Below are 24275 nucleotides of genomic sequence, written 5' to 3'. Positions count from 1 at the left end.
GGATTTCGGCGGCACCAAAGGTGCCGCCGAAATTTTTTTTCATGGAAAATCATTTAATAAGCCGCCGTAAAACGTTCTCTGATATGATTGTTCTGTTCAAGTTCATCAACAAGCACTACCGCTACATCTTCTACCGAAAGAACACTTCTTCCGTTTTCATCAAATACAGGATTTTCCAGGGCGGTTCTGTACTTTCCGGTTCTCACACCTGCTGTTCCCTGGTGCATTTCAATGGCAGGACTGAAGAAAGTCCAGTCCAATGTACTATTTTCTTTAATTTTATTTAAATAATCTCTTGCGGCAGTAGCGCCCGGTTTAATTTCGGCAGGGAAATCCGGTCCATCCACCAATTGTTTACCATCAATATATAAACTTCCTGCTCCACCTACGGTAATAAATCTTTTAACACCTGATTGTTCAACAGCTTTTTCGATGTTGATAGATCCGTTAAGAAAATCATTATACAGATTAGGATTTGTCCAGCCTGCATTAAAAGTATTGATTACTGCATCATTACCCTTCAATACTTCTGCCAGTTCGTCGATATTATTTACATCAACACTTTTTGCTTTTACCTTTTCATTTTGCTGAACTTTTGAAGCATCTCTTGCGATAGCCTCCACTTCATAACCTCTGTTTGACAATTCATTCACAACCTGTGTGCCTACAAATCCTGTAGCGCCAATTACTGCTACTTTTTTCATAATATTTATTTTTAAATTAATTGTAATATATTTTGTTACATTTATGCTCAAAATTTTTTATTTGAAATGGTCAAGAAACTCCTGAAGCGTTTTATTACCCAAAAACGTAAGAACCAGCTGATCTGTCTCAGAAAACAATGTCTGCAAATGTTCATTAATTTCTTTCCCTACGGAACATGCAGGATTAGGATTATTGTTTTTCTTTCCCAGAACTTCCGTATTTTTCACGGCCAGATAAATATCTGATATTTTTATGATATCGGCATTTTTTGCGATCCGGGTTCCCCCTTCCTTTCCCTGTCTGCTGATAATCAGTCCTGCTTCTTTCAGAACACTCAATTCTTTTCGAACAATAACAGGATTAATATTAATACTTCCCGCCATCCATTCGGAAGTGAGCCATTCCTGAGGACTTTCCGCCAATAAAGTCATAATATGTATTGCCGTGGCAAATCTTGTGTTGTTCATCGTAATTATATTACAAATATACAGAATTTTTTAAATGTAACAAATTTTATTACAGTTTAGTTTTTCTTAAAGAATAAGTTTATCCAAATCTAAAAGGAGATAGTTGATACTTTGATTAATCGTTCTTGTTGCAGACTGCATTTGATTGAGCATTGCCGCACGGTTATGAAGATCATTGGATCTGTAATAACCGCCGTCACTAAAAATGACCGACTGGTCTGCTTTAAGCTTATTATCGTCAAACTGATAATGCAGCCATCGTTCTTTCATACTGCTGATAATAGAATGTTTTTCTTTATTAGAAAATTTCTTTTCCGTATACATATACCAGACAAAAGGCGGAAAGTTCGGTGATTCTAATTTTTCATTCCATACATCCCGCAAAAGATTTCGCTGGTGGATAAATTCTACTTTTCTCCCTTTTGGATTTAAAGTCGCCAAACCAAAACCAGCTCCGAGTGCACCACCACCAATGTCTATTGCATTGCTCCAACCATTATCTTTAACGATACCTCCGGCAATGGAAGCTGCTGCTCCGGCAACTATAGAATAAAGAATCAGTTTATTATTCCGCGAGTCATTAAGGTTATCTACGTATGCGCCGATTTGTGCTACTCTTTCCCCTTCACAATCAAATTCTGCAGCCACCGCGTCAAGCTCTGTTAATGCAATGGTTATTTTACTGTTGATCTTTGTTTTGAGTTGTAAAACTTTTACCTGAGAAGCTAGTGAATTATCCTTTTTAAGTTTCATGATCTCATGAACTTCATCAAGATTGTCCAAAGCATTCAAAATTAAAATGCTCTGATCTGAAAAATTTTCTTTAAGATCTTTATTGGCTGCAAGAATAGAATCTGAATTATAGGAAGAAATTGTCTTGGAATAATTGTATTTAAAAGGTGCTTTACAATAACTATCCTTAAGGGTAAGGATATTTTGCCTGATTACCTGATTCTTCTTTGAAACACATGATGTCAAAACGCATGAAAAAAATAAAAAATAAAATAAATTCCTCATTCCATTACAATTACTGAGATAAGTAAAAAAATACAAATCAATACCAATACTAATATACGGAAATAAAAAAATTTACCCGGGATACAGGTAAATTTTAAGTTTATTTTAAATAATATTTATTTAATCTCAAGAAGTTCCACTTCAAAAATAAGAGTACTGTTTGGTCCGATTTCTTTGCTGATCTGCTGATCCCCATACGCTAAATGTGGTGGGATAATCAGTCTCCATTTACTTCCTACAGGCATCAGCTGAAGCGCTTCTGTCCATCCGGCAATTACCTTATTTAACGGAAAGGATGCAGGTGTTCCTCTTTTTACAGAACTGTCAAAGATTTTTCCTGTAATAGTTGTTCCGTGATAATGACATTTTACAGTAGACCTCGGACCCGGTTTTTCGCCCTCGCCATCTTTTATAATTTCATACTGCAAGCCGCTTGGTAGCTGAACAACTGTTTCTCTCTTACCATATTCTTCCATATATTCCTTACCATCTTTCAGGTTTTTCTCTGCCTGTTCTTTCTTTCTTTTAAATAACATATCTGCTACGCCCATAATTGATATTTTTTACAAAGATAAGACTTTAGAACCGGAAGCAGGAGATCAGATATGTGAAGTTTTTAAATCTGAAAAACAGAAGTCAATAATATTGAGGTAATGATGAATTGTTACTCTTCAGAAAATTCAAGTATGTTTAATACTATGTTAACAACTTTTCCGAAAGTTGGCGCTATAATTGGATTTAAAAACTGATGCCAGATCCATTGAAATATAATAGAGACTATGATAAGCTGACTGACGAAGAAAAAATACTTTTTGAAATCAATAAGAAAAGTATTTCTGATTTTGTGGAACAGTCCGCTTCATTAAGCGATGTAAATTACGCTACCAGAAATGCCCATGCCAAAACTTATGCCGTTGCAAATGGAAAATTCATAATTAGTGAAAATATTTCTCCAAAACTTCAGCATATTTTTGATAAGAAAGTGTACGATCTTACCATCCGACTTTCCAATGCACACCTGAAAATCATCAAAGGTAAAAAAGAGATTCCGGCTTACGGTTTTGCAGTAAAAATAAAAGATGAGCAAGGTAATCTTATTGCCAATTATCCATTGGTAAATTTCCCATTATTTCCCATCAATTCAGTTTGTACTTTTCTGAAATTATTTACTTCAATAAATCAGTTTTATATTAAAAAATGGAGCAGCTTTTCTTTACTTGCACAAATTGCTAAAGTGATCCCTTCTACATGTACACCTTCATTTATAAAGAATCTCTTTAAGCTTTTTCATAAAAGAAATGACTTTATTCTTTCATTCGACTTTCATTCGGTTGGTGCTTATCGTCTCGGAGACTATATGGTTAAGATTAAATTGGCTCCGCAATTTGTTGATAAAAAATTTAATAAAAACAAAAAGATGAAACAAGCAGTTGAAGAATATCTAAAATCAAGAGCGTTCACAGCTAATGTATATGTTCAATTTTGCTATGATATAAAAGATCAACCAATTAACCAGCTGAATGTTGAATGGAAAAATTCACCATTTATTAAAATCGGAGAATTAAAGATCGGGAAAGACAACCTTCTTAATCCTGCTTCTTGTGAAAACGAGCTTTTGTCATTTAACCCTTATGAAAGTAAAGCTTTATTTCAGCCTGTAGGAAAAATACAAAGACTAAGAGAAGAAGCGTATAAAGTTTCTCTAAAAACACGGGTTAAAATCAATAAATTGCTAAAATATGATACATAATAACAGTATGATTATTATATATATAAAACTTGATTAAAAACTCTCGCTATCCGCTCTTACTCCTCGCGCCTGAGCTTTCCGGGCGTAAGGCCCTTCTTTCCATCCCGCTGTGGGGTAGCCGCTGCTATCGAGGCTAGGGCAGTTGCCTGTCTTTATATGAGTAATGAGTAATGAGCAATTGGTAATGAGTAATGAGTAATGAGTAATGAGTAATGAGTAATAAGAGCATGGATAAAATTCATGATTGGTATTTTAAGTACGGCTTAAGCTTGATACCTGAATCTTAACTTAAACCTTAACAAATCCTAAACTTTAAACTTTAAATTCTAAACGCTGAACATTAAACCCTGAACACATCTTACATCTCACTTCTTACATCTTACTTCTTACTGTCCACTTCTCACTCATTCCTTATGATATAAAAACAAAAAAACCTCACACATTGCTGTATGAGGTTTGTAAAAAAACTGGCGACGACCTACTCTCCCGCTTTCGCAGTACCATCGGCGCTGGTGGGCTTAACTTCTGTGTTCGGAATGGGAACAGGTGAGCCCCACCGCTAAAACCACCCTAAAGGTTGTATATAGGTGTAAGGTTTTTTTTTGCTTAATGTTCAAAGTTTTTAACCTTGAATCTTAAACATTGAACCTTGAACCGTTTTTATCGGTAAATTTCATCACAAAGGCAAAACCAGTATTGCACTTATAAATACTTAAGCTAAGTTATGATAAGCATGATTGCTCATTACCTATTACTCATTACTTATGAATAGGCTATAAATCTACGGGTAATTAGTACTACTCGGCTATGCTGTTACCAACTTTACACCTGTAGCCTATCAACGTGGTCATCTCCCACGACCCTTAAAAGATGTCTCATCTTGAGGCGAGTTTCACACTTATATGCTTTCAGTGTTTATCTCTTCCAAACATAGCTACTCAGCGGTGCACCTGGCGGTACAACTGATACACCAGAGGTTTGTTCAATTCGGTCCTCTCGTACTAGAATCAAGCCCTCTCAAACATCTAACGCCCGCAATAGATAGAGACCGAACTGTCTCACGACGTTCTGAACCCAGCTCGCGTGCCACTTTAATGGGCGAACAGCCCAACCCTTGGGACCTTCTCCAGCCCCAGGATGTGACGAGCCGACATCGAGGTGCCGAACCTCCCCGTCGATGTGAGCTCTTGGGGGAGACTAGCCTGTTATCCCCGGAGTACCTTTTATCCTATGAGCGATGGCCCTTCCATACGGAACCACCGGATCACTATGTCCTGCTTTCGCACCTGATCGACTTGTTGGTCTCACAGTCAAGCACCCTTATGCCATTACACTCTACGCACGGTTACCAAGCGTGCTGAGGGTACCTTTGAAAGCCTCCGTTACTCTTTTGGAGGCGACCACCCCAGTCAAACTACCCACCACGCAATGTCCTTCTTTAAAGAAGTTAGGCTCCAAGTAAGTAAAGGGTGGTATTTCAACGTTGGCTCCACAAACACTAGCGTGCCTGCTTCAAAGCCTCCCACCTATCCTACACATTACTTACTCAAAGTCAATACGAAGTTATAGTAAAGGTTCACAGGGTCTTTTCGTCCCATTGCGGGTAATCGGCATCTTCACCGATACTACAATTTCACCGAGCTCGTGGCTGAGACAGTGCCCAGATCGTTACACCATTCGTGCAGGTCGGAACTTACCCGACAAGGAATTTCGCTACCTTAGGACCGTTATAGTTACGGTCGCCGTTTACTGGGGCTTCAGTCAAACGCTTCGCTTACGCTAACGCCCTTCCTTAACCTTCCAGCACCGGGCAGGTGTCAGACCCTATACAGCATCTTTCGATTTAGCAGAGTCCTGTGTTTTTGATAAACAGTCGCCTGGGCCTCTTCACTGCGGCCACCATTGCTGATGGCGTCTCTTCTTCCGAAGTTACGAGACTATTTTGCCTAGTTCCTTAGCCACGACTCACTCGAGCACCTTAGGATTCTCTCCTCGACCACCTGTGTCGGTTTTGGTACGGGTTGCTTCACTTCGGCTTTTCTTGGATCCGATTACACTACAGCAGCTTCGCCCGAAGGCTAGGCCTTGACACTTCCGTCCGTCTTTAGTAGCTACATCGAACCGTCCCCTTTTTAGTGTGAGCAAGTATGGGAATATTAACCCATTGTCCATCCACTACCCCTTTCGGGTTCGCGTTAGGTCCCGACTAACCCTCAGCTGATTAGCATGGCTGAGGAAACCTTAGTCTTTCGGTGAGGGGGTTTCTCGCCCCCTTTATCGTTACTTATGCCTACATTTTCTTTTCTGTCCGCTCCACAATACCTCACGATACTGCTTCGGCGCAAACAGAATGCTCTCCTACCAGATATAATAAATTATAAATCCATAGCTTCGGTAATATGTTTATGCCCGATTATTATCCATGCCGGACCGCTCGACTAGTGAGCTGTTACGCACTCTTTAAATGAATGGCTGCTTCCAAGCCAACATCCTAGCTGTCAATGCAGTCCAACCGCGTTGCTTCAACTTAACATATATTTGGGGACCTTAGCTGTTGGTCTGGGTTCTTTCCCTCTCGGACATGGACCTTAGCACCCATGCCCTCACTGCCGTAGAACATTTATTAGCATTCGGAGTTTGTCAGGAATTGGTAGGCGATGAAACCCCCGCATCCAATCAGTAGCTCTACCTCTAATAAACTTATATACGACGCTGCACCTAAATGCATTTCGGAGAGTACGAGCTATCTCCCAGTTTGATTGGCCTTTCACCCCTACCCACAGGTCATCCGAAGACTTTTCAACGTCAACCGGTTCGGTCCTCCACTTTGTGTTACCAAAGCTTCAACCTGCCCATGGGTAGATCACAAGGTTTCGCGTCTAATCCTACTAACTATGCGCCCTATTCAGACTCGCTTTCGCTCCGGCTCCGGACCTTAAGTCCTTAACCTCGCTAGTAAAATTAACTCGTAGGCTCATTATGCAAAAGGCACGCCGTCACAGAATTAATCTGCTCCGACCGCTTGTAGGCGTACGGTTTCAGGTTCTATTTCACCCTTCTATTCGAAGTGCTTTTCACCTTTCCTTCACAGTACTTGTTCACTATCGGTCTTTCAGGAGTATTTAGCCTTGGAGGATGGTCCCCCCATATTCAGACAGGATTTCACGTGTCCCGCCCTACTCATTTATCATCTTAATATACCTTTCGAATACCGGGCTATCACCGTCTATGGCCGCACTTTCCAGTACGTTCTTCTAAATATATAAAGACTTTTGGGCTAATCCGCTTTCGCTCGCCACTACTTACGGAATCTCTTCGATTTCTTTTCCTCCGGGTACTTAGATGTTTCAGTTCTCCGGGTTTGCTCTCTAAATAAATTTAGAGTAATACATCTTCAATGTATTGGGTTGCCCCATTCGGACATCTCGGGATCTATTCGTGTGTGCCAATCCCCCGAGCTTTTCGCATGACTTACCACGTCCTTCTTCGCCTCTGAAAGCCTAGGCATCCGCCATACGCCCTTAACGATTTCTTTCCTATTTTTAGGTTACTCAAGCACTTATAAGTGCTCGGTTTTCTCTTTGTGATGTCTTTACCGTTAATGTCAATGATCTTAATGTCTTCTTTTCCGACTGATGAACAGATGTTGTTTTTGGCTCCATCCGTAACTTTTAAATCAATCTTCCAAAACTGTGGAGAATAAGGGAGTCGAACCCTTGACCTCCTGCGTGCAAGGCAGGCGCTCTAGCCAGCTGAGCTAATTCCCCTCTAGGTGTTCCGGGTTTTATGTTTTTTGTTCCGGGTTTTAAACCCTGAACTTTAAACTCTAAACCTTAAACTTTAATTAGTAGTCTCGGGCAGGCTCGAACTGCCGACCTCTACATTATCAGTGTAGCGCTCTAACCAGCTGAGCTACGAGACTCTGTTATGAGTAATAAGTGATCAGTAATAAGTAATATTTTCATACTGCATTACCTTCATTCATTTCTCAATCTCTTTCCCGTTACTAATTTCTAGTGGGTTTGTATTTTTAATATATTTATAAGTAATAAGTAATCGGTAATGAGTAATTTTTATATTCCCTGATTTTACACTTGGATCTTTTTACTTTTAACTTTTTACCTTCCTTATAAATCAACCAATAAAAAAACTAAAGCTTTACTTTGAAGTAAGTACATGTACCTTACGGTACTAATTTTGTTTATCGTCTTTAAGACGCTCTAAAATGAGATGTTCCAGCCGCACCTTCCGGTACGGCTACCTTGTTACGACTTAGCCCTAGTTACCTGTTTTACCCTAGGCAGCTCCTTTTACGGTCACCGACTTCAGGTACCCCAGACTTCCATGGCTTGACGGGCGGTGTGTACAAGGCCCGGGAACGTATTCACCGCGCCATGGCTGATGCGCGATTACTAGCGATTCCAGCTTCATAGAGTCGAGTTGCAGACTCCAATCCGAACTGAGACCGGCTTTCGAGATTTGCATCACATCGCTGTGTAGCTGCCCTCTGTACCGGCCATTGTATTACGTGTGTGGCCCAAGGCGTAAGGGCCGTGATGATTTGACGTCATCCCCACCTTCCTCTCTACTTGCGTAGGCAGTCTTACTAGAGTCCTCAACTTAATGGTAGCAACTAGTAACAGGGGTTGCGCTCGTTGCAGGACTTAACCTAACACCTCACGGCACGAGCTGACGACAACCATGCAGCACCTTGAAAATTGCCCGAAGGAAGGTCTATTTCTAAACCGATCAATTCCCATTTAAGCCTTGGTAAGGTTCCTCGCGTATCATCGAATTAAACCACATAATCCACCGCTTGTGCGGGCCCCCGTCAATTCCTTTGAGTTTCAAACTTGCGTTCGTACTCCCCAGGTGGCTAACTTATCACTTTCGCTTAGTCTCTGAATCCGAAAACCCAAAAACGAGTTAGCATCGTTTACAGCGTGGACTACCAGGGTATCTAATCCTGTTCGCTCCCCACGCTTTCGTCCATCAGCGTCAGTTAAGACATAGTGACCTGCCTTCGCAATTGGTGTTCTAAGTAATATCTATGCATTTCACCGCTACACTACTTATTCCAGCCACTTCTACCTTACTCAAGACCTGCAGTATCAATGGCAGTTTCACAGTTAAGCTGTGAGATTTCACCACTGACTTACAGATCCGCCTACGGACCCTTTAAACCCAATAAATCCGGATAACGCTTGCACCCTCCGTATTACCGCGGTACTGCTGGCACGGAGTTAGCCGGTGCTTATTCGTACAGTACCTTCAGCTATTTACACGTAAATAGGTTTATCCCTGTACAAAAGAAGTTTACAACCCATAGGGCCGTCGTCCTTCACGCGGGATGGCTGGATCAGGCGCTAACCCATTGTCCAATATTCCTCACTGCTGCCTCCCGTAGGAGTCTGGTCCGTGTCTCAGTACCAGTGTGGGGGATCACCCTCTCAGGCCCCCTAAAGATCATCGACTTGGTGAGCCGTTACCTCACCAACTATCTAATCTTGCGCGTGCCCATCTTTATCCACCTCAGTTTTCAATATAAAGTGATGCCACTCTATATATTATGGGGTATTAATCTTCCTTTCGAAAGGCTATCCCCCTGATAAAGGCAGGTTGCACACGTGTTCCGCACCCGTACGCCGCTCTCAAGTCTCCGAAGAAACTCTACCGCTCAGCTTGCATGTGTTAGGCCTCCCGCTAGCGTTCATCCTGAGCCAGGATCAAACTCTCCATTGTATGTTTGTCTTGACTCACTCAAAGTTTTTTAACGCTTTAGTTTTTCCTTACTTGGTTGTTATATTGTATGTCAATGATCTTCATTTCTTTCGCTTCCTACAAACTACTTCTTCTGTCAGTTTTCGTTTCGTATTTGCGAGTGCAAAAGTAAAAAATATTTCTGAATTGACCAAATGTTTTTGAAGAAAATTTTAAAGTTTTTTTAGTAACCTTAAGCCTCCTTAAACAATCCCTCAACTCAACTCCTGCTCCCCGTTTTACCGGATTGCAAAGATACAAATCTTTTTTATTCCTACAAGATTTTTTTAATTAAATTTTGTAAAAGTTTTTTTTGTATCCCCTTTTCAGAGCTTCTATTTTTTAAACCCCCGAAAGGCATCTCCTGCGCTACCTACTTCCTTCCGTTTTCAGTGGGGCAAAGATAACAACACTTTATCCTATATTCCAAATCTATTTAACATAAAATTTAAGTTTACGCAATTTTTGCCCTTAACTCTTTGGTTGTATGCATGAATAATTTTAAGCCTATAAGGGGAGAAAGTAAGAAGTAAGAAGTAAGAAGTAAGAAGGGAGAAGTGAGACGGGGAGGCTGCGAAGGACAGAGAGTGGGTGGGTCTATATATATGTATATGGGTGTTGGGTACCCGTAAAAGGAGCAGGGGTTGGTCAAAGAGAAGATAAGCTAACTTATAAGCTGGAAAAAGTAAAAAGTGAAAAGTGAGAGGTTAGAAGTGAGAAGTAAGAGGTGGGGAGTGATGGATGAAGTATAGGCAGGCTATAAGGGGATGTTCTCTAAGTTACCTACCGCAGTTTTGAATTATGAAGGTTGGAAATTTGAAAGGATGAACGTAAATCATAAATCCTAAACCAAAACTTAAAGTTGAATATTCCATTTCTAAACTTTCACCTCTAACTTCTCACTTCTCACTTCTTACTTCTTACTTCTTTCTTCTCACTTCTCACTTCTCACTTCTTACATCTTACTTCCATCCCACCCTAGCCCGGATCGAGCGGCCTGTCTGAGCTCTTTCCTGTTGTATTGGTAGCGGCGGCAAAGCCGCCGCTACCAATACAACAGGAAAAGCGAGTAGCGAGAGCCGGATTAAGCTCCTGAAATAAAGGGAGGTTGGAGCGTGTGAAAGTGTGAAATTGTTTGTGGAAATTTTTATTGAGGCATCGTTCAAATAAAAAGGCTCTACATAATAATAATGTAAAGCCTTTCTATATTATTAGAATAACAGATTATTCTTCTATCTTTTCCTTCTCTTCTTTTTTATCCGGGAAAATGAGAGATAAAATAACGGAGATTATCAATACGCCTCCTACAATCCCTAAAGAAACCGGAGACGGAATATGAATCCATGGTGCAATCAGCATCTTGACTCCAATGAAAGACAGAATAACTGCCAGTCCATAAGGTAATTTGCTGAACATGTGAATAAAATTTGCCAACAGGAAATACAACGATCTTAATCCTAAAATCGCAAAAATATTTGATGTATAAAGGATAAACGGATCATTGGAGATAGCAAATATTGCAGGAATGGAATCCACAGCGAAAAGCACATCCGTAAATTCGATTACCGCCACCACTACCAAAAGCGGAGTCGCCATTTTCATTCCGTTCTGAACGGTAAAAAATTTATCACCCACATAATTGTCAGAAACTTTCCAGAATCTTTTGATTAGCCTTGCTCCAGCCGTATTGCTGTAATCTTCCTCATCGTCGTCATCTCCATCACCCCAAGACTTAATTCCCGCATATACGAGGAACAGCCCGAATAAAGTCATTACAACATTAATTTTCACAGGGTGCCCGAAAATATTCATTTCAGGAAGATAGGTAAGATTGATCAATCCTACTCCGGCAAAAATGAAAATCGCTCTGAAGACAAGCGCACCAATAATTCCCCAGAAAAGCACTTTGTGATGAAGATATTTCGGAACTTTGAAGAATCCGAAAACGAGGATGAATACAAATAAATTATCCACCGACAGGGCTTTCTCAATCCAGTAAGCAGCCTGATACTGTGTGAATTTTTCTACAGCAAGCGCATGGCTTCCGGGACCCAGATCTGAATTGTACACCCAGTACACCACTCCCGAAAACACCATTGACAGCGAGATCCAGACAATTGACCAGATGGTGGCTTCTTTGGAAGAAACTTCATGACTTTTTTTGTTGAAAACTCCTAAATCCAGGAGCAACATGATAACTACGGTTACCGCAAATCCCCAAACCAGACCGGGATGAAGATCTAAAATGCTAGTATTTTGTCCCACTTTTAATGTGTTGTTGTTAAAATGATAAAAGCAATAGCTGTACGAATACAAATATTGCTGTTAGTTTATTATATTTTCAGATTAAATTCAATAGGCCTTGGTTAAAGGCGGATCGAAATCCTGTTTTATTAAGCAGGCTAAAGTCCGCTCCTATTGAAACTTAATCTTTATAAATAATTTTGTTTTACGGTTTCAATGGTTTCCTGCAATTTTCTGTCTTTTGTAGGATCTCCTATGGCGTTGAATTTCCATTCGTTGTTTCTTCGGTAGAAAACGCCCATTACCATCGAAACGTGACCTTTGAAAGAAGCATCATTGGCAATATCGTATTTTGCAAAAACTTCTCTTACATTCGTAGGCGTTCCTTCATAAATTCTGATTGAAGCAAAAGGAATTGTTCCGAAGTCCTGCCCTTTGTAACTGTTCAGAACCAGGGCAACATGCTCTACATTTGCATCAAGACTGCTGAAATCTATGGTAATTACTTCATTATCCAGCCCGTCGTCACCGTTCACATCACCTGTAAGATCGTCCCCGCTGTGTTTAACCGCACCATTTTTAGATTTAAGATTCCCGAAATAAATAACTTCCGTTGCATTTTTATTAGAATCGTACAAAATACAGCTTCCGTCCAGGTCCACTGCCTCGCGAGTTATCCCTCCGAAGAAACCTTTTTTCTCAATTGCACCCCAGTTTATTCCTACACACGCCTGTGTCAGAGTAGTTCCGTTTTCCTTGGTAAGGTTTATCCGTTGACCTTTTTGTAAGTTAATAGCCATCTTTTTATGTTTAGTTTGTTTATATTTTACGAGTTGTAAAAGTCGTTAATTATTATTTAAATTTAAATTCAGCATTGCGCGCAGAATATTTGTTTCTTCATTAATATCGAACATTTTGCTCATCACATCCGTATTTTCGAGGTTTTTAATATAATCTTTCAGGACTGCTGTCACCTGATCGGGTAATGTTCTTTTTCTTTCAGTCATTGCTTCTTCAAGATCCTCATTCTTTTTTTTGAGCTGATTGATGATGATCCCGCGATTTGATTCGTTGGGAGCCGTATTCAGCTTTTCCATTTTTTTAGGATCCGCCAGATACATCTTATGCCCTTCAATATCAAAGATGAAAAAATCTTCTGACTGGAAAATCTTAAACAGTTCATATTCATTTCCCGAAACCGCAAAACCACACACAAAACGAACCTTAAAGCTCTGAATATTAAGTCTCCCCAAAAGCTTTCTTTCAATTTGATAGTCCTGATACCGGTAAGCCGGAAAATTACCAGGTTTCAGCAGTTCTTCATCAACTTCTGATCTGTAAAACTCAGCAGCATATTTTTTATAGAAATATAAAACCTCTTCCCAGTTGACCGTGAATTTGTTTTCCGTGAGGTCATGATATAAATCCTTCATGTGACGCGAGAAATTTCCGCTGTAAATTTTCCGGTCGGTCTCAAAACCGTCTGCCTGCTTTTCCTCGAATCCGGAAATATATTTCCTGTTGATTTCTATTTCATTGATCACGGCCAGCATATCATTTTCCTTCTGTTTTTTTATTTTCGTAAGAAGTTCAATAAGACTGTCGGTGTACTGCAGGTGAAACAATTCCAGTTTACTGTAATCAAGTCCCTTATTTTCCCGAAAAAGATTATGGATGATATCCGTCTTAATGTAGATGGAAATGATATCCACATTTTCAAAAAAATTGGCAAGAAGTTTAAGTTTTGTTAATCTTCTTTTACTTTGAGACAGTATGTTTACGGCTTCATCATTCACCTTTGTATAATGCTATTATCCTCTAACGTTTGCTTTAAGTTCGTGTTCCAGAGTCATCAGATCCTGATCCAGCTTTCTTCTTCCTTCCGCACCCTGCTTCTGGATCTGTTTTACCTCGTTCAATGTATTGATAAGTTTTGACGTTGTTTCTCTCAGCGTTTCAATTGATACAACGGTTTGCTCGTTGGCTCTTGCAACATTGATTGAATTCTGACCGAGACGTTCTGCATTTTTTCTTAAAATCTCTTCGGTTGTCGAAGAAACTTTCTGCTGAATTTCAATATTCTGCTGCTGTCTGTACATGGCCACTGCCAAAGAAAGCTGATTTTTCCAAAGCGGAAGCGTTGTCGTAAGAATAGTCTGCGCTTTTTCAGCAATAGATACGTTATTGTTCTGAACAAGTCTGATCTGCGGAAGCGACTGCATCATGATCAGACGAACGACTTTAAGATCGGCTAATCTTCTGTCTAATCTCGCAATAAAATCTCTTTTGTCAGCAATCTGGTAATCCTGATAGTTTTGTGGCACAGCTTCCATTGCAGCAAGTTCAGTTCCCGCCTTTTCCATTCTTAGGTTTCCGGCGATCACCAGCTCTTCGATTTGCTTGATTGCAGTGATATTACTTTCAAATATGGTCTGTAAAACAGCATTATCTTTTGTAGAAGTAATAATTCCTGCATTTACTTTATATGAGATCTGATCGATATTGTTGATGATCTTATCATATTTTGCAAATAGATTTTCAATCTGGGTCATTACGCTCTTCATGAAAGGCAATTTGCTTAAGAAGCTCTTGAATTTATTCTGATTAAGCTCTTCTACATCAACGTAATTCAGCTCGACCAATAAATTATTGATCAGTTCTCCGACTTCTCCCGAGTTGGACCGTCTTACATTCCCAAGGAAACTGTCACTCTGATTAGATAAAGTTCTCTGAAGATCTGCCCCGAAATTCACAATGGATCCCGGATTGGTTTCATCAATAGAGTCTGCAAGAACTTCGTATTTCTGGCGTTCTTCAGATGGTAACTGGGTAAGGTTTACATTTCCTTCCCTGTCTACCACTGGGGCCGGAGGTGTATTTGGCACCTGTCCCGGTGGAGGATCTATCGGAGTCGGTTCAAATGTTTTTAAGGGTTCAATTGATCCAAACGGATCTATGGGTTGATTGGGTTGGTTATCCATGATAAGATTATTGATAGATTTCTACAAATTTTTCGAGACCTTCTCTCTGACCGCTTCCTACGGCTTCAAATTTCCATTCGCCGTTTCTGTTATAGATTCTTCCGAATTCTACTGCTGTTTCAATGGAGAAATCTTCGTCAAGTTCGTATTTTAAAATTTCTTCGTTGGTATCTGTATTAAAAATTCTGATGAAAGAATTTCTTACCTGTCCGAAGTTTTGTCTTCTGGAATCTGCTTCGTGAATCGTTACCACAACGGTGATTTCTTTCACAGCCGGATCAATTTTTGTAAGGTCGATTTTAATCTGTTCATCATCGCCTGCGCCTTCTCCTGTTAAATTATCTCCCGTATGAATCACTGCTTTATCAGGAGATTCCAGGTTATTGTAAAAAATAAAGTGATTATCGGAAACCAATTTTTTATTTTCTCCCAATAAAAATAAAGAGGCATCGAGGTCAAAAGCTGTTCCCGTAGAAGTATTATTGATATCCCATCCTAAACCTACGGTAAATTTTGGGGCGTTTATGTTTTCTCTTTGTCCTTTCTGTAAGTTAATAGCCATAATATAGTTCAGTTTGTGTTAATGTATTAATATTGTTTTCGTATTCTTTTATTAAATGATAATTGTTGCTGATCGCCAGTTCCAACAGCTGATCCATCTGTTCTTTCTTTACTTTAGACGAAAGATAATCAAAATTACCTGAATCGAGGCCTAAAATATATTTTACAATCCTGGTATTGAACTGAAAACCTGATTTCAGCATTACTTCTGCAACATGCTCTACATTTTTTACCGCATAATAATTAAAATAATTTTCAATTTTCGGATCAAGGTCAAAATTCATCAGTTCCGCGTAATACATAAACAAAAAATCTGCCTCTACCTCATATTCATCAAGAATTTTATTCACGGTAAACTCATGACTTCCTGTTATTTTGATATCGTCTATAAAAATACAAAGTTTTCCTCTAAGAAAATCTTTATCAAGATAATAAGTGTCGTTGGCAATCAGATTTTTGCGATCTTCGAAGCTCAAATTTCCATAATCCGTCGTGTACGTATGATTTCTGTTGATTTTTGAGAGGATGCTTGATTTCTTTCCTTTCTGAAACAGATAAAAATCCAGATGCTTTTTAAAGTAAAAGCATAAAAAATTGGAGGCAGTAGGAATTGCCATGTACGGACTTGGCAAAACAACAATATCTTTATCTGTATCGAGGATGTTCTCATGTGCCGAAATAAATCCTTCGAATAATTCTTTGGCAAATTTTGCAGCATACGATTTGTCTCCATACTTGAAATAGCTGTATTCTGCGGGTGAGAAAGTAAATTCATCTGCAGAATGGATGTGATGTAAGCTGTATCGTTTGTTCATAATTTATATTTTGGGTCTAAGTAAGTGTGCATTGAAACCAAAATCTTTTGCCCCTTTGTAGTCTGCAATAGGATTGTCTCCGATGTGTAATATCTGTGCGGAATCTAGATCCTGATTTTTAAGCTGATTTTTTACTTCCTTAAATATTTTCGGATCCGGTTTGGAGCAGTTGGCTTCGTCAGAATAAATGTGAAAATCGATGTACTGATCAAGATCTTCATTAATCAGAAATTTCCTCATTGTTTTTCCTTTAATAAAACCTGTATTGCTTAGTATATTAATTGTTTTTCCCTGATTTTTAATTTCATCAAAAAAATCATGCAGGTTTTCGAAAATCACCACGGGTTTATATTCCAGAAATAATTCTTCACTTTTTTGATAGAATTCGTTTAATTCACCTTTATTAATCTGTTTTATATCAACTTGTAAAGCACTCAGAATAAGAAGATAAATTTCAAAAGTATCTACATTTCCTCCGATAACCTCATTAATGGAATTGCAAAGATCATCGTAATATTTTACAATTTTTGCCACTTCATTTATCGGCTTTTTCACTTCAAAAAATGAAGAAAAGAGCTCAACTCTTTTTGTTTTAAATTCGGGGTGAGATTTTATTAAGGTAAGCCATAAATCAAAGGAAAAATGTGAATGATTATGGATGTCAATATCTGTTTTCAAAACGGTTTAGTTAAAAGTTTATTTAGCTTAATTCCTGAAAAAAGATGTCAATAAGTTACATTTATTCTTATCATCGATTTTTCTTCTGATGTCAATTTAATCCAAAGATAAAATTTTTAAATTAATGGGTAAATGTTGTGCGGTGTTTTAAGAAATTTTTATGATTTTCCGCAATTGAATTTAATATTTAGTGAAAGAGAATTTTATTTAATGCGATGATCGCAAAGATTTTTGAAATGATTGTAAATATTTTCTTCGTTCGCAAGGGCGTTTCACTCAGCTATAACATTTTGCCATTATTAGTTTTCATGTATCCCGCATTTTTTAAATTGCTTCATCGCTTCTGAATTACATTCGCAGACCTTCACTCTGTTCACAATAACACACAAACATTCTCAAACTCTAAACCCCTCAAACACAACTACTCTACTTCTCCGGCATTACCTTGTACGTAGGATCATCCTGAATATTGACTTCAATTACCGCTTCAGCGTTTTTCAGCATTTTGCGACAATCCTCGCTGAGATGTTTTAAATGTAAAGTTTTTTGTTGTTCCGCGTATTTTTTAGATAATTTGTCTAAAGCATCAATGGCACTCATGTCCACAATTCTGCTTTCTCTAAAATCAATTACCACCTGATCGGGATCGTTTACAGGATCAAATTTGTCAATAAAAGTAGTAACAGATCCGAAAAACAGGGGTCCGAAAATCTGATAATATTTAATTCCGTTTTCATCCGTATATTTTCTTGCACGGATTCTTCTGGCATTGTCCCATGCAAAAACCAATGCTGAAATAACAACACCTACCAATACGGCAAGTGCAAGATTATGTAATATGATTGTAATTAAAGCGACTGTAATCCCAACAAAAATATCAGATTTCGGCATTTTATTGACAATTCGGATAGAAACCCACTGAAAAGTACTGATGGCCACCATCATCATAACACCAACGAGTGCTGCCATCGGAATCTTTTCTATGAAAGGAGCCCCAACTAAGATGATAATTAAGATTGTGACGGATGCAATAATCCCGGAAAGCCTTGCCCGGGAACCAGCATTAAGATTTACCAGGGTTTGTGCAACCATGGCACAGCCTCCCATTCCACCGAAAAATCCGTTGGTCATATTGGCCAGTCCCTGTGCGACCGATTCTTTATTCGCATTTCCTTTTGTATTGGTAATTTCATCCACCATTGATAAGGTAAGAAGTGATTCTATCAGTCCGACTCCTGCCATAACGAGTGCATAAGGGAAAATAATTTGCAATGTTTCGAGTGAAAAAGGAAGATCCGGAATATGAAAATGTGGCAAAGTCCCACTAATGCTTGCAATATCGGCAACAGTCTTCGTGTGAATTCCAAAACCAATAACAATTCCAAACACAATGAGAATAGCCACAAGAGAAGCCGGCACCACCTTCGTGATTTTCGGAAAAAAATAAACGATGGCAACAGTAAGCAAAGTGAGGCCCAGCATTACGTACAGTGCTGTTCCCTGAAGCCAGCCGGTGATTCCGTTTTCATTTACAGTTTTAAACTGCTCAACCTGTGCCATAAAAATAATAACAGCCAAACCGTTCAGAAAACCATACATTACAGGCTGCGGAATCAGCCGTACAAATTTACCCCATTTAAAAATACCTACCATCAACTGAAATATCCCGGCCAGAACTACGGTGGCAAAGAGATACTCTACACCGTGCGATTTTATTAAGGCAATAAGAACAACAATGGTAGCGCCCGCTCCGCCGGAAACCATTCCGGGACGGCCGCCGAAAACTGCGGTCACCAATCCCATCATAAATGCTGCATAGAGACCTGTAAGTGGTGAAAGCCCGGCCAGAATCGCAAAAGAAAGTGACTCAGGAATCATGGTCATAGCAACCGTGAAGCCGGCTAGCAGCTCATTTTTAAAATTTATTTTCTGTGAGAAATCGAATAAAGCGGTGGTATTTTTCATTTTGCAGCAAAGGTAGTGACTATACAACCCTCATCCAATAGTATGCTATTATTGGCTTTAGTAAAAATTAAATTTATCTATCAGCTGTTTTAGATTAAGAAATGAAATATTGTAAAGTTCCGGGACTCTGTTTCATAGCTTTGCTTCATCAAAATTAAAATCATGATCAAAGGATTATATGAAACCCAAATCCAGGTGAGTAACCTTGAAAATGCCATCAATTTTTATACAGAGGTTTTAGGATTGAAATTAGCTCATCAGGATGAAAACCGCCGGATTGCTTTTTTATGGGTGGGAAAAGATCGAGATTTCATGCTGGGTCTCTGGGAACAGAAAGAAAACCTGCAAACGCGGCATTTTGCTTTCAGAGTTGATAAGGAAGATCTTTTGAATACATCTGTTGAGTTTCTCAAAAATAAAGATTTAATCCCCTACAACTTCCTGAAAAACGGATCTGAAAAACCTATGGTTTTTGCCTGGATGCCGGCATTGGCGATTTACTTTAATGATTCCGACGGAAATCAGCTGGAATTCATCTCTATCCTTGAAGGTAAGGAAAAACCGGAACTGGGAATTCTTTCTTACGAAGAATGGCTGGAGAAGACTTCGTGACAAAACGATTCCGGCTTTGCATTCGCAAAGCCGGAATCTATAAAGACAGGTATTAGTTTATCTTGCAAAAATCTCTTTCAGCTGAGAAACAATATTATTATTTCCGGATACGGTAATATCTCCGATTTTATCGGCAATCTTCTCCATATATTCCATTTCTTTCAGCTTCCAGAGCACTTCATTTTCTTCCATAAGTTTGGCGGTGTTCAGCAGGCTTCTTGTAGAAGCTGTTTCCTCACGTCTCATAATGGTGTTGGCCTGGGCTTTCTTTTCAGCAATTAAAACCTGGTTCATGATCTCTTTCATTTCTCCCGTTAAAATCACATCCCGAATTCCGGCATCAGCAGCTTTCAGACCGAGATCTTCGGCTTTATTTCCAAGGTTCTGAAGAATTTCTTTTCCCACGGAATCTTTCTTCAGAAGCAGCTCATCAAGAGTTAAAGCTCCGACAAATTCCCGTAAAGCCAACTGCATAAGGATATACAATTGCTTATCATATTTTTTATTTTCCATTAAGGCTTTTACAATATTTTCCACCTGGAAACGGACATAAAAGTTAATTCTGAGCATCGCTTTGTCTTTCGTCAGAAGCTCCTGGCCTGCAATTTCCATTTGCTGCATTCTGGTATCGATGGCTTTTGCCTCTACAGAAATTTCATTGTTCCAGAAATAGTATGTTCCGGCTTCTAAAACACGGTCCAGCTTTCCGTCGATCAGCAAAAGACCTTTATACTGGTTGGTGATGACAAATTTTCTAACAAAACCCTTGAGCTTTGTATTTTCCAGAATTGTTTTAGAAATATTTTCGGTAATTTCCACTTTCGTTAAATCGATTCTTTGAAATGTTCTGTTGAAAATACCTTTCCAGAAAGCGTACTGTCCTACGTTCAGCACTTCTTTGAAAATTCCGCTTTCGTAAACAAGCACAATTTCACCGTCTTTTACCTCAACAATATCAAGCATGTCTTTCAGCCCTTCGTTTTTCAGCAAAAGAGTTAGATCAGTATTGCTTTTAAAAGAATATTTCATATCGTAGATCTCTACCGTTTTATTCCCAAAAATCCAGAAGCTCCCTTCTTTCAGGATGTCGATCAGGTTTCCGTTTCTGAAAACAAGACCTCTCTCGTATGCTTTAATGTGTACATTTTTTATCATGATTTTTATTTTTAACAGTTATTATTTAATAAAAGGAAATCCGTGATCTCTTCTTCCAAAAAATGCGGAAGCAAAGCGTTTAACAAAAATCCACTGACTTCAAACTCAATTTTCAGATTTATACTGAAATCAGATCTTGGGCGTGTCCCTCGCCACAGCATTTCCTGCAGCCCGGGTCGCTACGTTCACTTCTATCTTTTTTGCTTACAAAAAAGGATATCCGTTACCATCGCTCACGCTAAAGACCGTACTTTCAGCATTTGTCTGAAATGATAAGCTCTTCCATACCGTTTCAATTTTAGAAAACCTCTTTTTTTACAGGCTTTTTCAGAACGCTGATTTAACAACCAAAAACATCCCGGATTTTCCAGTGCGGATATTTTTGATGAGAATACCCGAAACTCGCGAAAAAATAGATTTTGAGTCTATTTAAAAATTGATCTACAAACTAAATGTAGGCGTATACCATTTCCGCCATACCAATCATCATTGGCAGTGGGACTCGAACCCACAAATCATAATGCTATTACTCTAACCGGACTGAGTTATATTCCCTTTTAGGAAATAGGAGGATTCGAACCTCCGACCCATAGCGTATGGTAGAAGTTTTTGGCGACTTCCAAACCTTCAGGTCAAGCTGAACAGAACGAAATCATGTTCCTCAACAAATCATTCTGCAATGGTGATATACCGAAACACTCAACAAGACCTGCCTGATATTTTTGACTAAAATCTGTCTTTCAAAATTTTAGTATTGTTCTTTTTGATGATGCAAAATAAAATCCCTATTGCGCAGTGTTTTTGCGTAGTAAAATTATTTTTTAACCTTAAGGGAGAGAAGTTTTAACATACGCATTTACTTCCTGCTTCCATCATCCTTTCCCCATCGCTTTAATTTCTCGGTGCAAAAGGCGGAGTCCATTTTTTCTTATTCATGATTTCCTTTACTTCTTCGTAGGAAACAGGATAAAAATTATGACAGTCTACCCCTACGTCGAAACTTAATGCCATTTCATCATCCGGTAATGTTCCGTGCGAATGGCCGTATAGTTGCCAGACACCACGGTGTGAGCCGTTCCATGTTCTGAGGGAGTAATGAAAAAGAATAATTTTTTGTTTGCCGTTGCTATTGTCGGCTTCATCAATTCTTAATTCGTGGTAATCCCTGATGGACGCAAATCGTTTTGGATACGTTAATGCTGCTCCTTCATGATTTCCTTTTATCAAATGAATATTTCCATTCAAACGATCCAGAATTTCTTTGGTAAAATCCGGTTTGCCTAAGCTAAAATCTCCTAAATGGTAGACGGTATCATCTTTACCTATTTTCTCATTCCATCGTTTAATAAGTTCTTCATTCATATGCTCCAACGACTCAAAAGGTCTTTCGGAGAATTTTATAATATTGGCATGACCGAAATGATGGTCTGCTGTAAAAAATATATTTTGTTTCATTGTTTTAAATTTTAATTATTTTTATTTAAACCTCACAGGTTTTGAAAACCTGTGAGGTTCATTACTAAACGCAAGTTTAAATTTGTAATTATTTGCGCTGCTTTTAGCTATTATACCATCATATCCGCACAGTTAGAACTCGCGAATGCGTAAGGTTTTGCTTTAAATACGTAACCCATTCCGAGAATGTATCCCATGGCATCTTTTAACGCTACATTGGACTTGAAATCCGGATCGGTGTTAATGTCTGCGTGCACCTCCATTTCTACTCCGTAAGCATCCAGTACTGCGCAGATTGCATAAGCAATTTCTACGGATTTGTTCACCTCATTCAACATACGTTCTTTGATACTGATGCGCTGGAATTCTTTTTCTTTTCTGATAAAGGTAAACGCTCCTTTTCCCTCGCGAATAAAAACTACTGCCGTAGCATAATTAATAACGTCTCCGTAAACATGGGAATCTGATCCCACACATACTTTCAATCGGCATCCACTGCCTTGTTCGCGGATGATGGCTTCTTCTACCAGCTGTGTGATAGAGTTTTGGAAAATTTTTCCGTTCATATTTTGCCATACTTGTTGTTGCGTTTCCATTTTTTTACATGTTTTTGTTTTGTTTAAATTTTAATAATTATGTCAATCGTAAATCCATTGTACTCTCAATTTAAAATTTATTTGCGGAGCAAATTCACCATTGACCATTAACATTTTTGCACTCCGAACCGGACTTGAACCAATACCATCAGTTTTGGAGACTGAGATGCTGCCATTACATCATCGGAGTAGTTTTTTGCTGATTCATGAGGATTGTTCATTTCCTTTCTTATTCATTTTATGTATTCACGAATGCTTTGCATTTCGAACCTGAACAACAAGAGTCAAAGTCTTGTGTGCTGCCAATTACACCATGAATCAATTTTATAAGCAATGAGCAATAGGTAATAAGTAATTAAATCATATTTACTAAGTACTTTAATATATTGCTTGTTCTTATTCTGCGGAACAGACAGGAATTGAACCTATACCTTTAGTTTTTCAGACTAACGTACAGACCATCTACACAACTGTTCCAATTATTTTTGAAGAAACAAAGCCTGTCTTAATTTTTGTTTGATATAAGAACTTCTGCGCTTTGACAGACTTTTCTTTTCTTCGGAACTAATCTCATTTTAGTTATTTGAGATGGTTGTGGGGTTGTTCATAACCTTATTTATTTTTTATTTAAATTCACGAATGTTTCACATTTCAAACCCACTCAGCTTACGCAACGGTTTTGCAGACCGCCCCGACTCTTCCACTTCGGCGAACCATCGTTTTGATGAGTACTTTTTAAACCTTACTGATCATTTTCTTAATTTCATTAAAATAAAGCCTGTCCTATTGTGTTTGATATAAGAACTTCTGCGCTCTGACAGACTTTATTTATCTAAAATTTATATTATGTTAAACCATTCATTTTTATTAAAGCATCAATCTGAGTTAAGAAAAGCCTGTCTACATTCCTGTGTTTTTTTGGCTAAAGATCGTCTGCGCTGACAGACTTTTCCTCTTCTCTTTTTGAAACAATTACATCCATCATTCTTGCGGTCTATGCGAGAATCGAACTCGCAGTGCCCGAGAGACAGTCGGGAAGGTTACCATTACCTCAATAGACCTTTGATTTGTGAATAGTCAATGTAAATCCGCTTTGCTTGTCAATTTTTAAATTCACTTATGAAATAAATTCACCATTGACCATTCACTTTTTGTAATCCCAGAAGGATTCGAACCTTCAACCCCCGGTTTAAAAGACCGGTGCTCTTACCTATTGAGCTATGAGATTGTTAATGTTGTGAATAGTAAATTATCAATTCACTTGCTTGTCAATTTTTTAAATTCACTTGTGAAACAAATTCATTATTCACATTTTTGGGTATCTCCGGGGATCGAACCCTATTCTCCGGTGCCACAAACCGACGCTTTACCAATAAGCTAGAGAAACCATAAAGCATAAAAAAACGCCTCTTTAGGGGAGGCGCTTTATATTTTCAGACGTGTCAGTGTACTAACTGACCCATTTATATAAGCACCTTTTATTTAATAATCCATTATCAAGAACACATGCACAC

At 38.7% G+C, this 24275-nt stretch carries 17 protein-coding genes, 8 tRNA genes and 3 rRNA genes; 2 read left to right on the top strand and 26 right to left on the bottom strand.

All coding sequences use genetic code 11. The annotated features are described in order from the left end of the window. Positions 1–53: 53 nt before the first annotated feature. The 4 genes from ODE14_RS17915 to ODE14_RS17900 form a co-directional block, all read right to left on the bottom strand. A complete protein-coding gene (locus ODE14_RS17915) occupies positions 54–704 on the bottom strand; it encodes an NAD(P)-dependent oxidoreductase (RefSeq protein WP_248394702.1) in 651 nt (216 codons plus the stop codon). A gap of 57 nt (positions 705–761) precedes the next feature. Then, positions 762–1172 (bottom strand): Rrf2 family transcriptional regulator, encoded by a 411-nt coding sequence (locus ODE14_RS17910; RefSeq protein ID WP_263602382.1) that lies wholly within the window; start codon positions 1170–1172, stop codon positions 762–764. Positions 1173–1238: 66 nt separating this feature from the next. After that, positions 1239–2189 carry a hypothetical protein gene (locus ODE14_RS17905; protein ID WP_248394706.1) on the bottom strand — a complete coding sequence of 317 codons (951 nt, stop codon included), beginning with the start codon at positions 2187–2189 and terminating at the stop codon, positions 1239–1241. Positions 2190–2305: 116 nt separating this feature from the next. Further along, positions 2306–2740, bottom strand: coding sequence for an FKBP-type peptidyl-prolyl cis-trans isomerase (locus ODE14_RS17900; RefSeq protein ID WP_248394708.1), 435 nt, complete (start codon positions 2738–2740; stop codon positions 2306–2308). Between the two features lie 197 nt (positions 2741–2937). Here ODE14_RS17900 and ODE14_RS17895 point away from each other — a divergent pair, with 197 nt between their 5' ends. Beyond that, positions 2938–3939 (top strand): catalase, encoded by a 1002-nt coding sequence (locus ODE14_RS17895; RefSeq protein ID WP_248394710.1) that lies wholly within the window; start codon positions 2938–2940, stop codon positions 3937–3939. Positions 3940–4404: 465 nt separating this feature from the next. Here the strand turns inward: ODE14_RS17895 and rrf are convergent. From rrf to ODE14_RS17830, 13 genes are all read right to left on the bottom strand, one after another. Continuing rightward, positions 4405–4512: ribosomal RNA gene (gene rrf, locus ODE14_RS17890) — 5S ribosomal RNA — on the bottom strand. A 198-nt stretch (positions 4513–4710) separates the two neighbouring features. After that, a 23S ribosomal RNA gene (locus tag ODE14_RS17885) occupies positions 4711–7474 on the bottom strand. A gap of 158 nt (positions 7475–7632) precedes the next feature. Further along, positions 7633–7706 (bottom strand) — tRNA-Ala (locus ODE14_RS17880). A gap of 81 nt (positions 7707–7787) precedes the next feature. After that, positions 7788–7861 (bottom strand) — tRNA-Ile (locus tag ODE14_RS17875). Positions 7862–8162: 301 nt separating this feature from the next. After that, positions 8163–9681 (bottom strand): 16S ribosomal RNA (locus ODE14_RS17870). Together the 16S, 23S and 5S rRNA genes with 2 tRNA genes alongside form the textbook arrangement of a ribosomal RNA operon. 1242 nt (positions 9682–10923) lie before the next feature. Further along, positions 10924–11964 carry a TerC/Alx family metal homeostasis membrane protein gene (locus ODE14_RS17865; RefSeq protein ID WP_263602381.1) on the bottom strand — a complete coding sequence of 347 codons (1041 nt, stop codon included), beginning with the start codon at positions 11962–11964 and terminating at the stop codon, positions 10924–10926. Positions 11965–12131: 167 nt separating this feature from the next. Then, a complete protein-coding gene (locus ODE14_RS17860; protein WP_248394712.1) occupies positions 12132–12743 on the bottom strand; it encodes a TerD family protein in 612 nt (203 codons plus the stop codon). Between the two features lie 45 nt (positions 12744–12788). Continuing rightward, complete coding sequence (locus tag ODE14_RS17855; RefSeq protein ID WP_263602380.1) at positions 12789–13739, bottom strand: hypothetical protein; 951 nt, start codon at positions 13737–13739, stop codon at positions 12789–12791. 15 nt (positions 13740–13754) lie between these two features. Beyond that, positions 13755–14924 (bottom strand): toxic anion resistance protein, encoded by a 1170-nt coding sequence (locus tag ODE14_RS17850; RefSeq protein WP_263602379.1) that lies wholly within the window; start codon positions 14922–14924, stop codon positions 13755–13757. 7 nt (positions 14925–14931) lie between these two features. Then, entirely contained in the window at positions 14932–15486 is a 555-nt protein-coding gene (locus ODE14_RS17845; RefSeq protein ID WP_248394717.1) for a TerD family protein, read from the bottom strand. Further along, on the bottom strand, positions 15476–16300 hold the full coding sequence (locus ODE14_RS17840) for a phosphoribosyltransferase family protein (RefSeq protein ID WP_263602378.1): 825 nt from the start codon (positions 16298–16300) through the stop codon (positions 15476–15478). The genes ODE14_RS17845 and ODE14_RS17840 overlap by 11 nt, the downstream gene beginning before the upstream one ends. Before the next feature lie 3 nt (positions 16301–16303). Beyond that, entirely contained in the window at positions 16304–16978 is a 675-nt protein-coding gene (locus tag ODE14_RS17835) for an HAD family hydrolase (RefSeq protein WP_263602377.1), read from the bottom strand. Positions 16979–17404: 426 nt separating this feature from the next. Beyond that, on the bottom strand, positions 17405–18943 hold the full coding sequence (locus tag ODE14_RS17830) for a SulP family inorganic anion transporter (RefSeq protein WP_263602376.1): 1539 nt from the start codon (positions 18941–18943) through the stop codon (positions 17405–17407). 162 nt (positions 18944–19105) lie between these two features. On the opposite strand from ODE14_RS17830, the gene ODE14_RS17825 reads away from it, so the two are divergent. Further along, positions 19106–19555: a VOC family protein gene (locus tag ODE14_RS17825; protein WP_263602375.1), complete on the top strand. Its 450-nt coding sequence runs from the start codon at positions 19106–19108 to the stop codon at positions 19553–19555. A 57-nt stretch (positions 19556–19612) separates the two neighbouring features. Here ODE14_RS17825 and ODE14_RS17820 read toward each other — a convergent pair whose 3' ends face one another. From ODE14_RS17820 to ODE14_RS17780, 9 genes are all read right to left on the bottom strand, one after another. Then, the gene (locus ODE14_RS17820) at positions 19613–20710 is read right to left on the bottom strand and encodes a slipin family protein (protein ID WP_263602374.1); all 1098 of its coding nucleotides are present in this window, start codon (positions 20708–20710) and stop codon (positions 19613–19615) included. 490 nt (positions 20711–21200) lie between these two features. Continuing rightward, positions 21201–21265: transfer RNA gene (locus ODE14_RS17815), tRNA-OTHER, on the bottom strand. Between the two features lie 336 nt (positions 21266–21601). After that, positions 21602–22165, bottom strand: a complete 564-nt coding sequence (locus ODE14_RS17810) for a metallophosphoesterase family protein (protein ID WP_248394726.1) — start codon at positions 22163–22165, stop codon at positions 21602–21604. Positions 22166–22275: 110 nt separating this feature from the next. Further along, entirely contained in the window at positions 22276–22761 is a 486-nt protein-coding gene (locus tag ODE14_RS17805; protein ID WP_263602373.1) for a ribonuclease H-like YkuK family protein, read from the bottom strand. Positions 22762–22880: 119 nt separating this feature from the next. Continuing rightward, positions 22881–22951: transfer RNA gene (locus tag ODE14_RS17800), tRNA-Trp, on the bottom strand. A 214-nt stretch (positions 22952–23165) separates the two neighbouring features. Continuing rightward, positions 23166–23238: transfer RNA gene (locus ODE14_RS17795), tRNA-Phe, on the bottom strand. Between the two features lie 513 nt (positions 23239–23751). Next, positions 23752–23822: transfer RNA gene (locus ODE14_RS17790), tRNA-Asp, on the bottom strand. 93 nt (positions 23823–23915) lie between these two features. After that, a tRNA-Lys gene (locus ODE14_RS17785) sits at positions 23916–23989 on the bottom strand. An 88-nt stretch (positions 23990–24077) separates the two neighbouring features. Continuing rightward, positions 24078–24149: transfer RNA gene (locus ODE14_RS17780), tRNA-His, on the bottom strand. Positions 24150–24275 lie beyond the last annotated feature (126 nt).

This window comes from Chryseobacterium sp. PET-29 (assembly GCF_025736815.1).
Lineage (GTDB): Bacteria > Bacteroidota > Bacteroidia > Flavobacteriales > Weeksellaceae > Chryseobacterium > Chryseobacterium nepalense.
This window is presented reverse-complemented; position numbering and strand designations above follow the sequence as displayed.

Bases quoted from the DNA above. Each gene is read 5' to 3' on its own strand.
- ODE14_RS17805 (WP_263602373.1), bottom strand. From the start codon at position 22,761: ATGGAAACGCAACAACAAGTATGGCAAAATATGAACGGAAAAATTTTC.
- ODE14_RS17810 (WP_248394726.1), bottom strand. From the start codon at position 22,165: ATGAAACAAAATATATTTTTTACAGCAGACCATCATTTCGGTCATGCC.
- ODE14_RS17895 (WP_248394710.1), top strand. From the start codon at position 2,938: ATGCCAGATCCATTGAAATATAATAGAGACTATGATAAGCTGACTGAC.
- ODE14_RS17910 (WP_263602382.1), bottom strand. From the start codon at position 1,172: ATGAACAACACAAGATTTGCCACGGCAATACATATTATGACTTTATTG.
- ODE14_RS17830 (WP_263602376.1), bottom strand. From the start codon at position 18,943: ATGAAAAATACCACCGCTTTATTCGATTTCTCACAGAAAATAAATTTT.
- ODE14_RS17900 (WP_248394708.1), bottom strand. From the start codon at position 2,740: ATGGGCGTAGCAGATATGTTATTTAAAAGAAAGAAAGAACAGGCAGAG.
- ODE14_RS17840 (WP_263602378.1), bottom strand. From the start codon at position 16,300: ATGAACAAACGATACAGCTTACATCACATCCATTCTGCAGATGAATTT.
- ODE14_RS17820 (WP_263602374.1), bottom strand. From the start codon at position 20,710: ATGATAAAAAATGTACACATTAAAGCATACGAGAGAGGTCTTGTTTTC.
- ODE14_RS17915 (WP_248394702.1), bottom strand. From the start codon at position 704: ATGAAAAAAGTAGCAGTAATTGGCGCTACAGGATTTGTAGGCACACAG.
- ODE14_RS17845 (WP_248394717.1), bottom strand. From the start codon at position 15,486: ATGGCTATTAACTTACAGAAAGGACAAAGAGAAAACATAAACGCCCCA.
- ODE14_RS17905 (WP_248394706.1), bottom strand. From the start codon at position 2,189: ATGAGGAATTTATTTTATTTTTTATTTTTTTCATGCGTTTTGACATCA.
- ODE14_RS17860 (WP_248394712.1), bottom strand. From the start codon at position 12,743: ATGGCTATTAACTTACAAAAAGGTCAACGGATAAACCTTACCAAGGAA.
- ODE14_RS17850 (WP_263602379.1), bottom strand. From the start codon at position 14,924: ATGGATAACCAACCCAATCAACCCATAGATCCGTTTGGATCAATTGAA.
- ODE14_RS17825 (WP_263602375.1), top strand. From the start codon at position 19,106: ATGATCAAAGGATTATATGAAACCCAAATCCAGGTGAGTAACCTTGAA.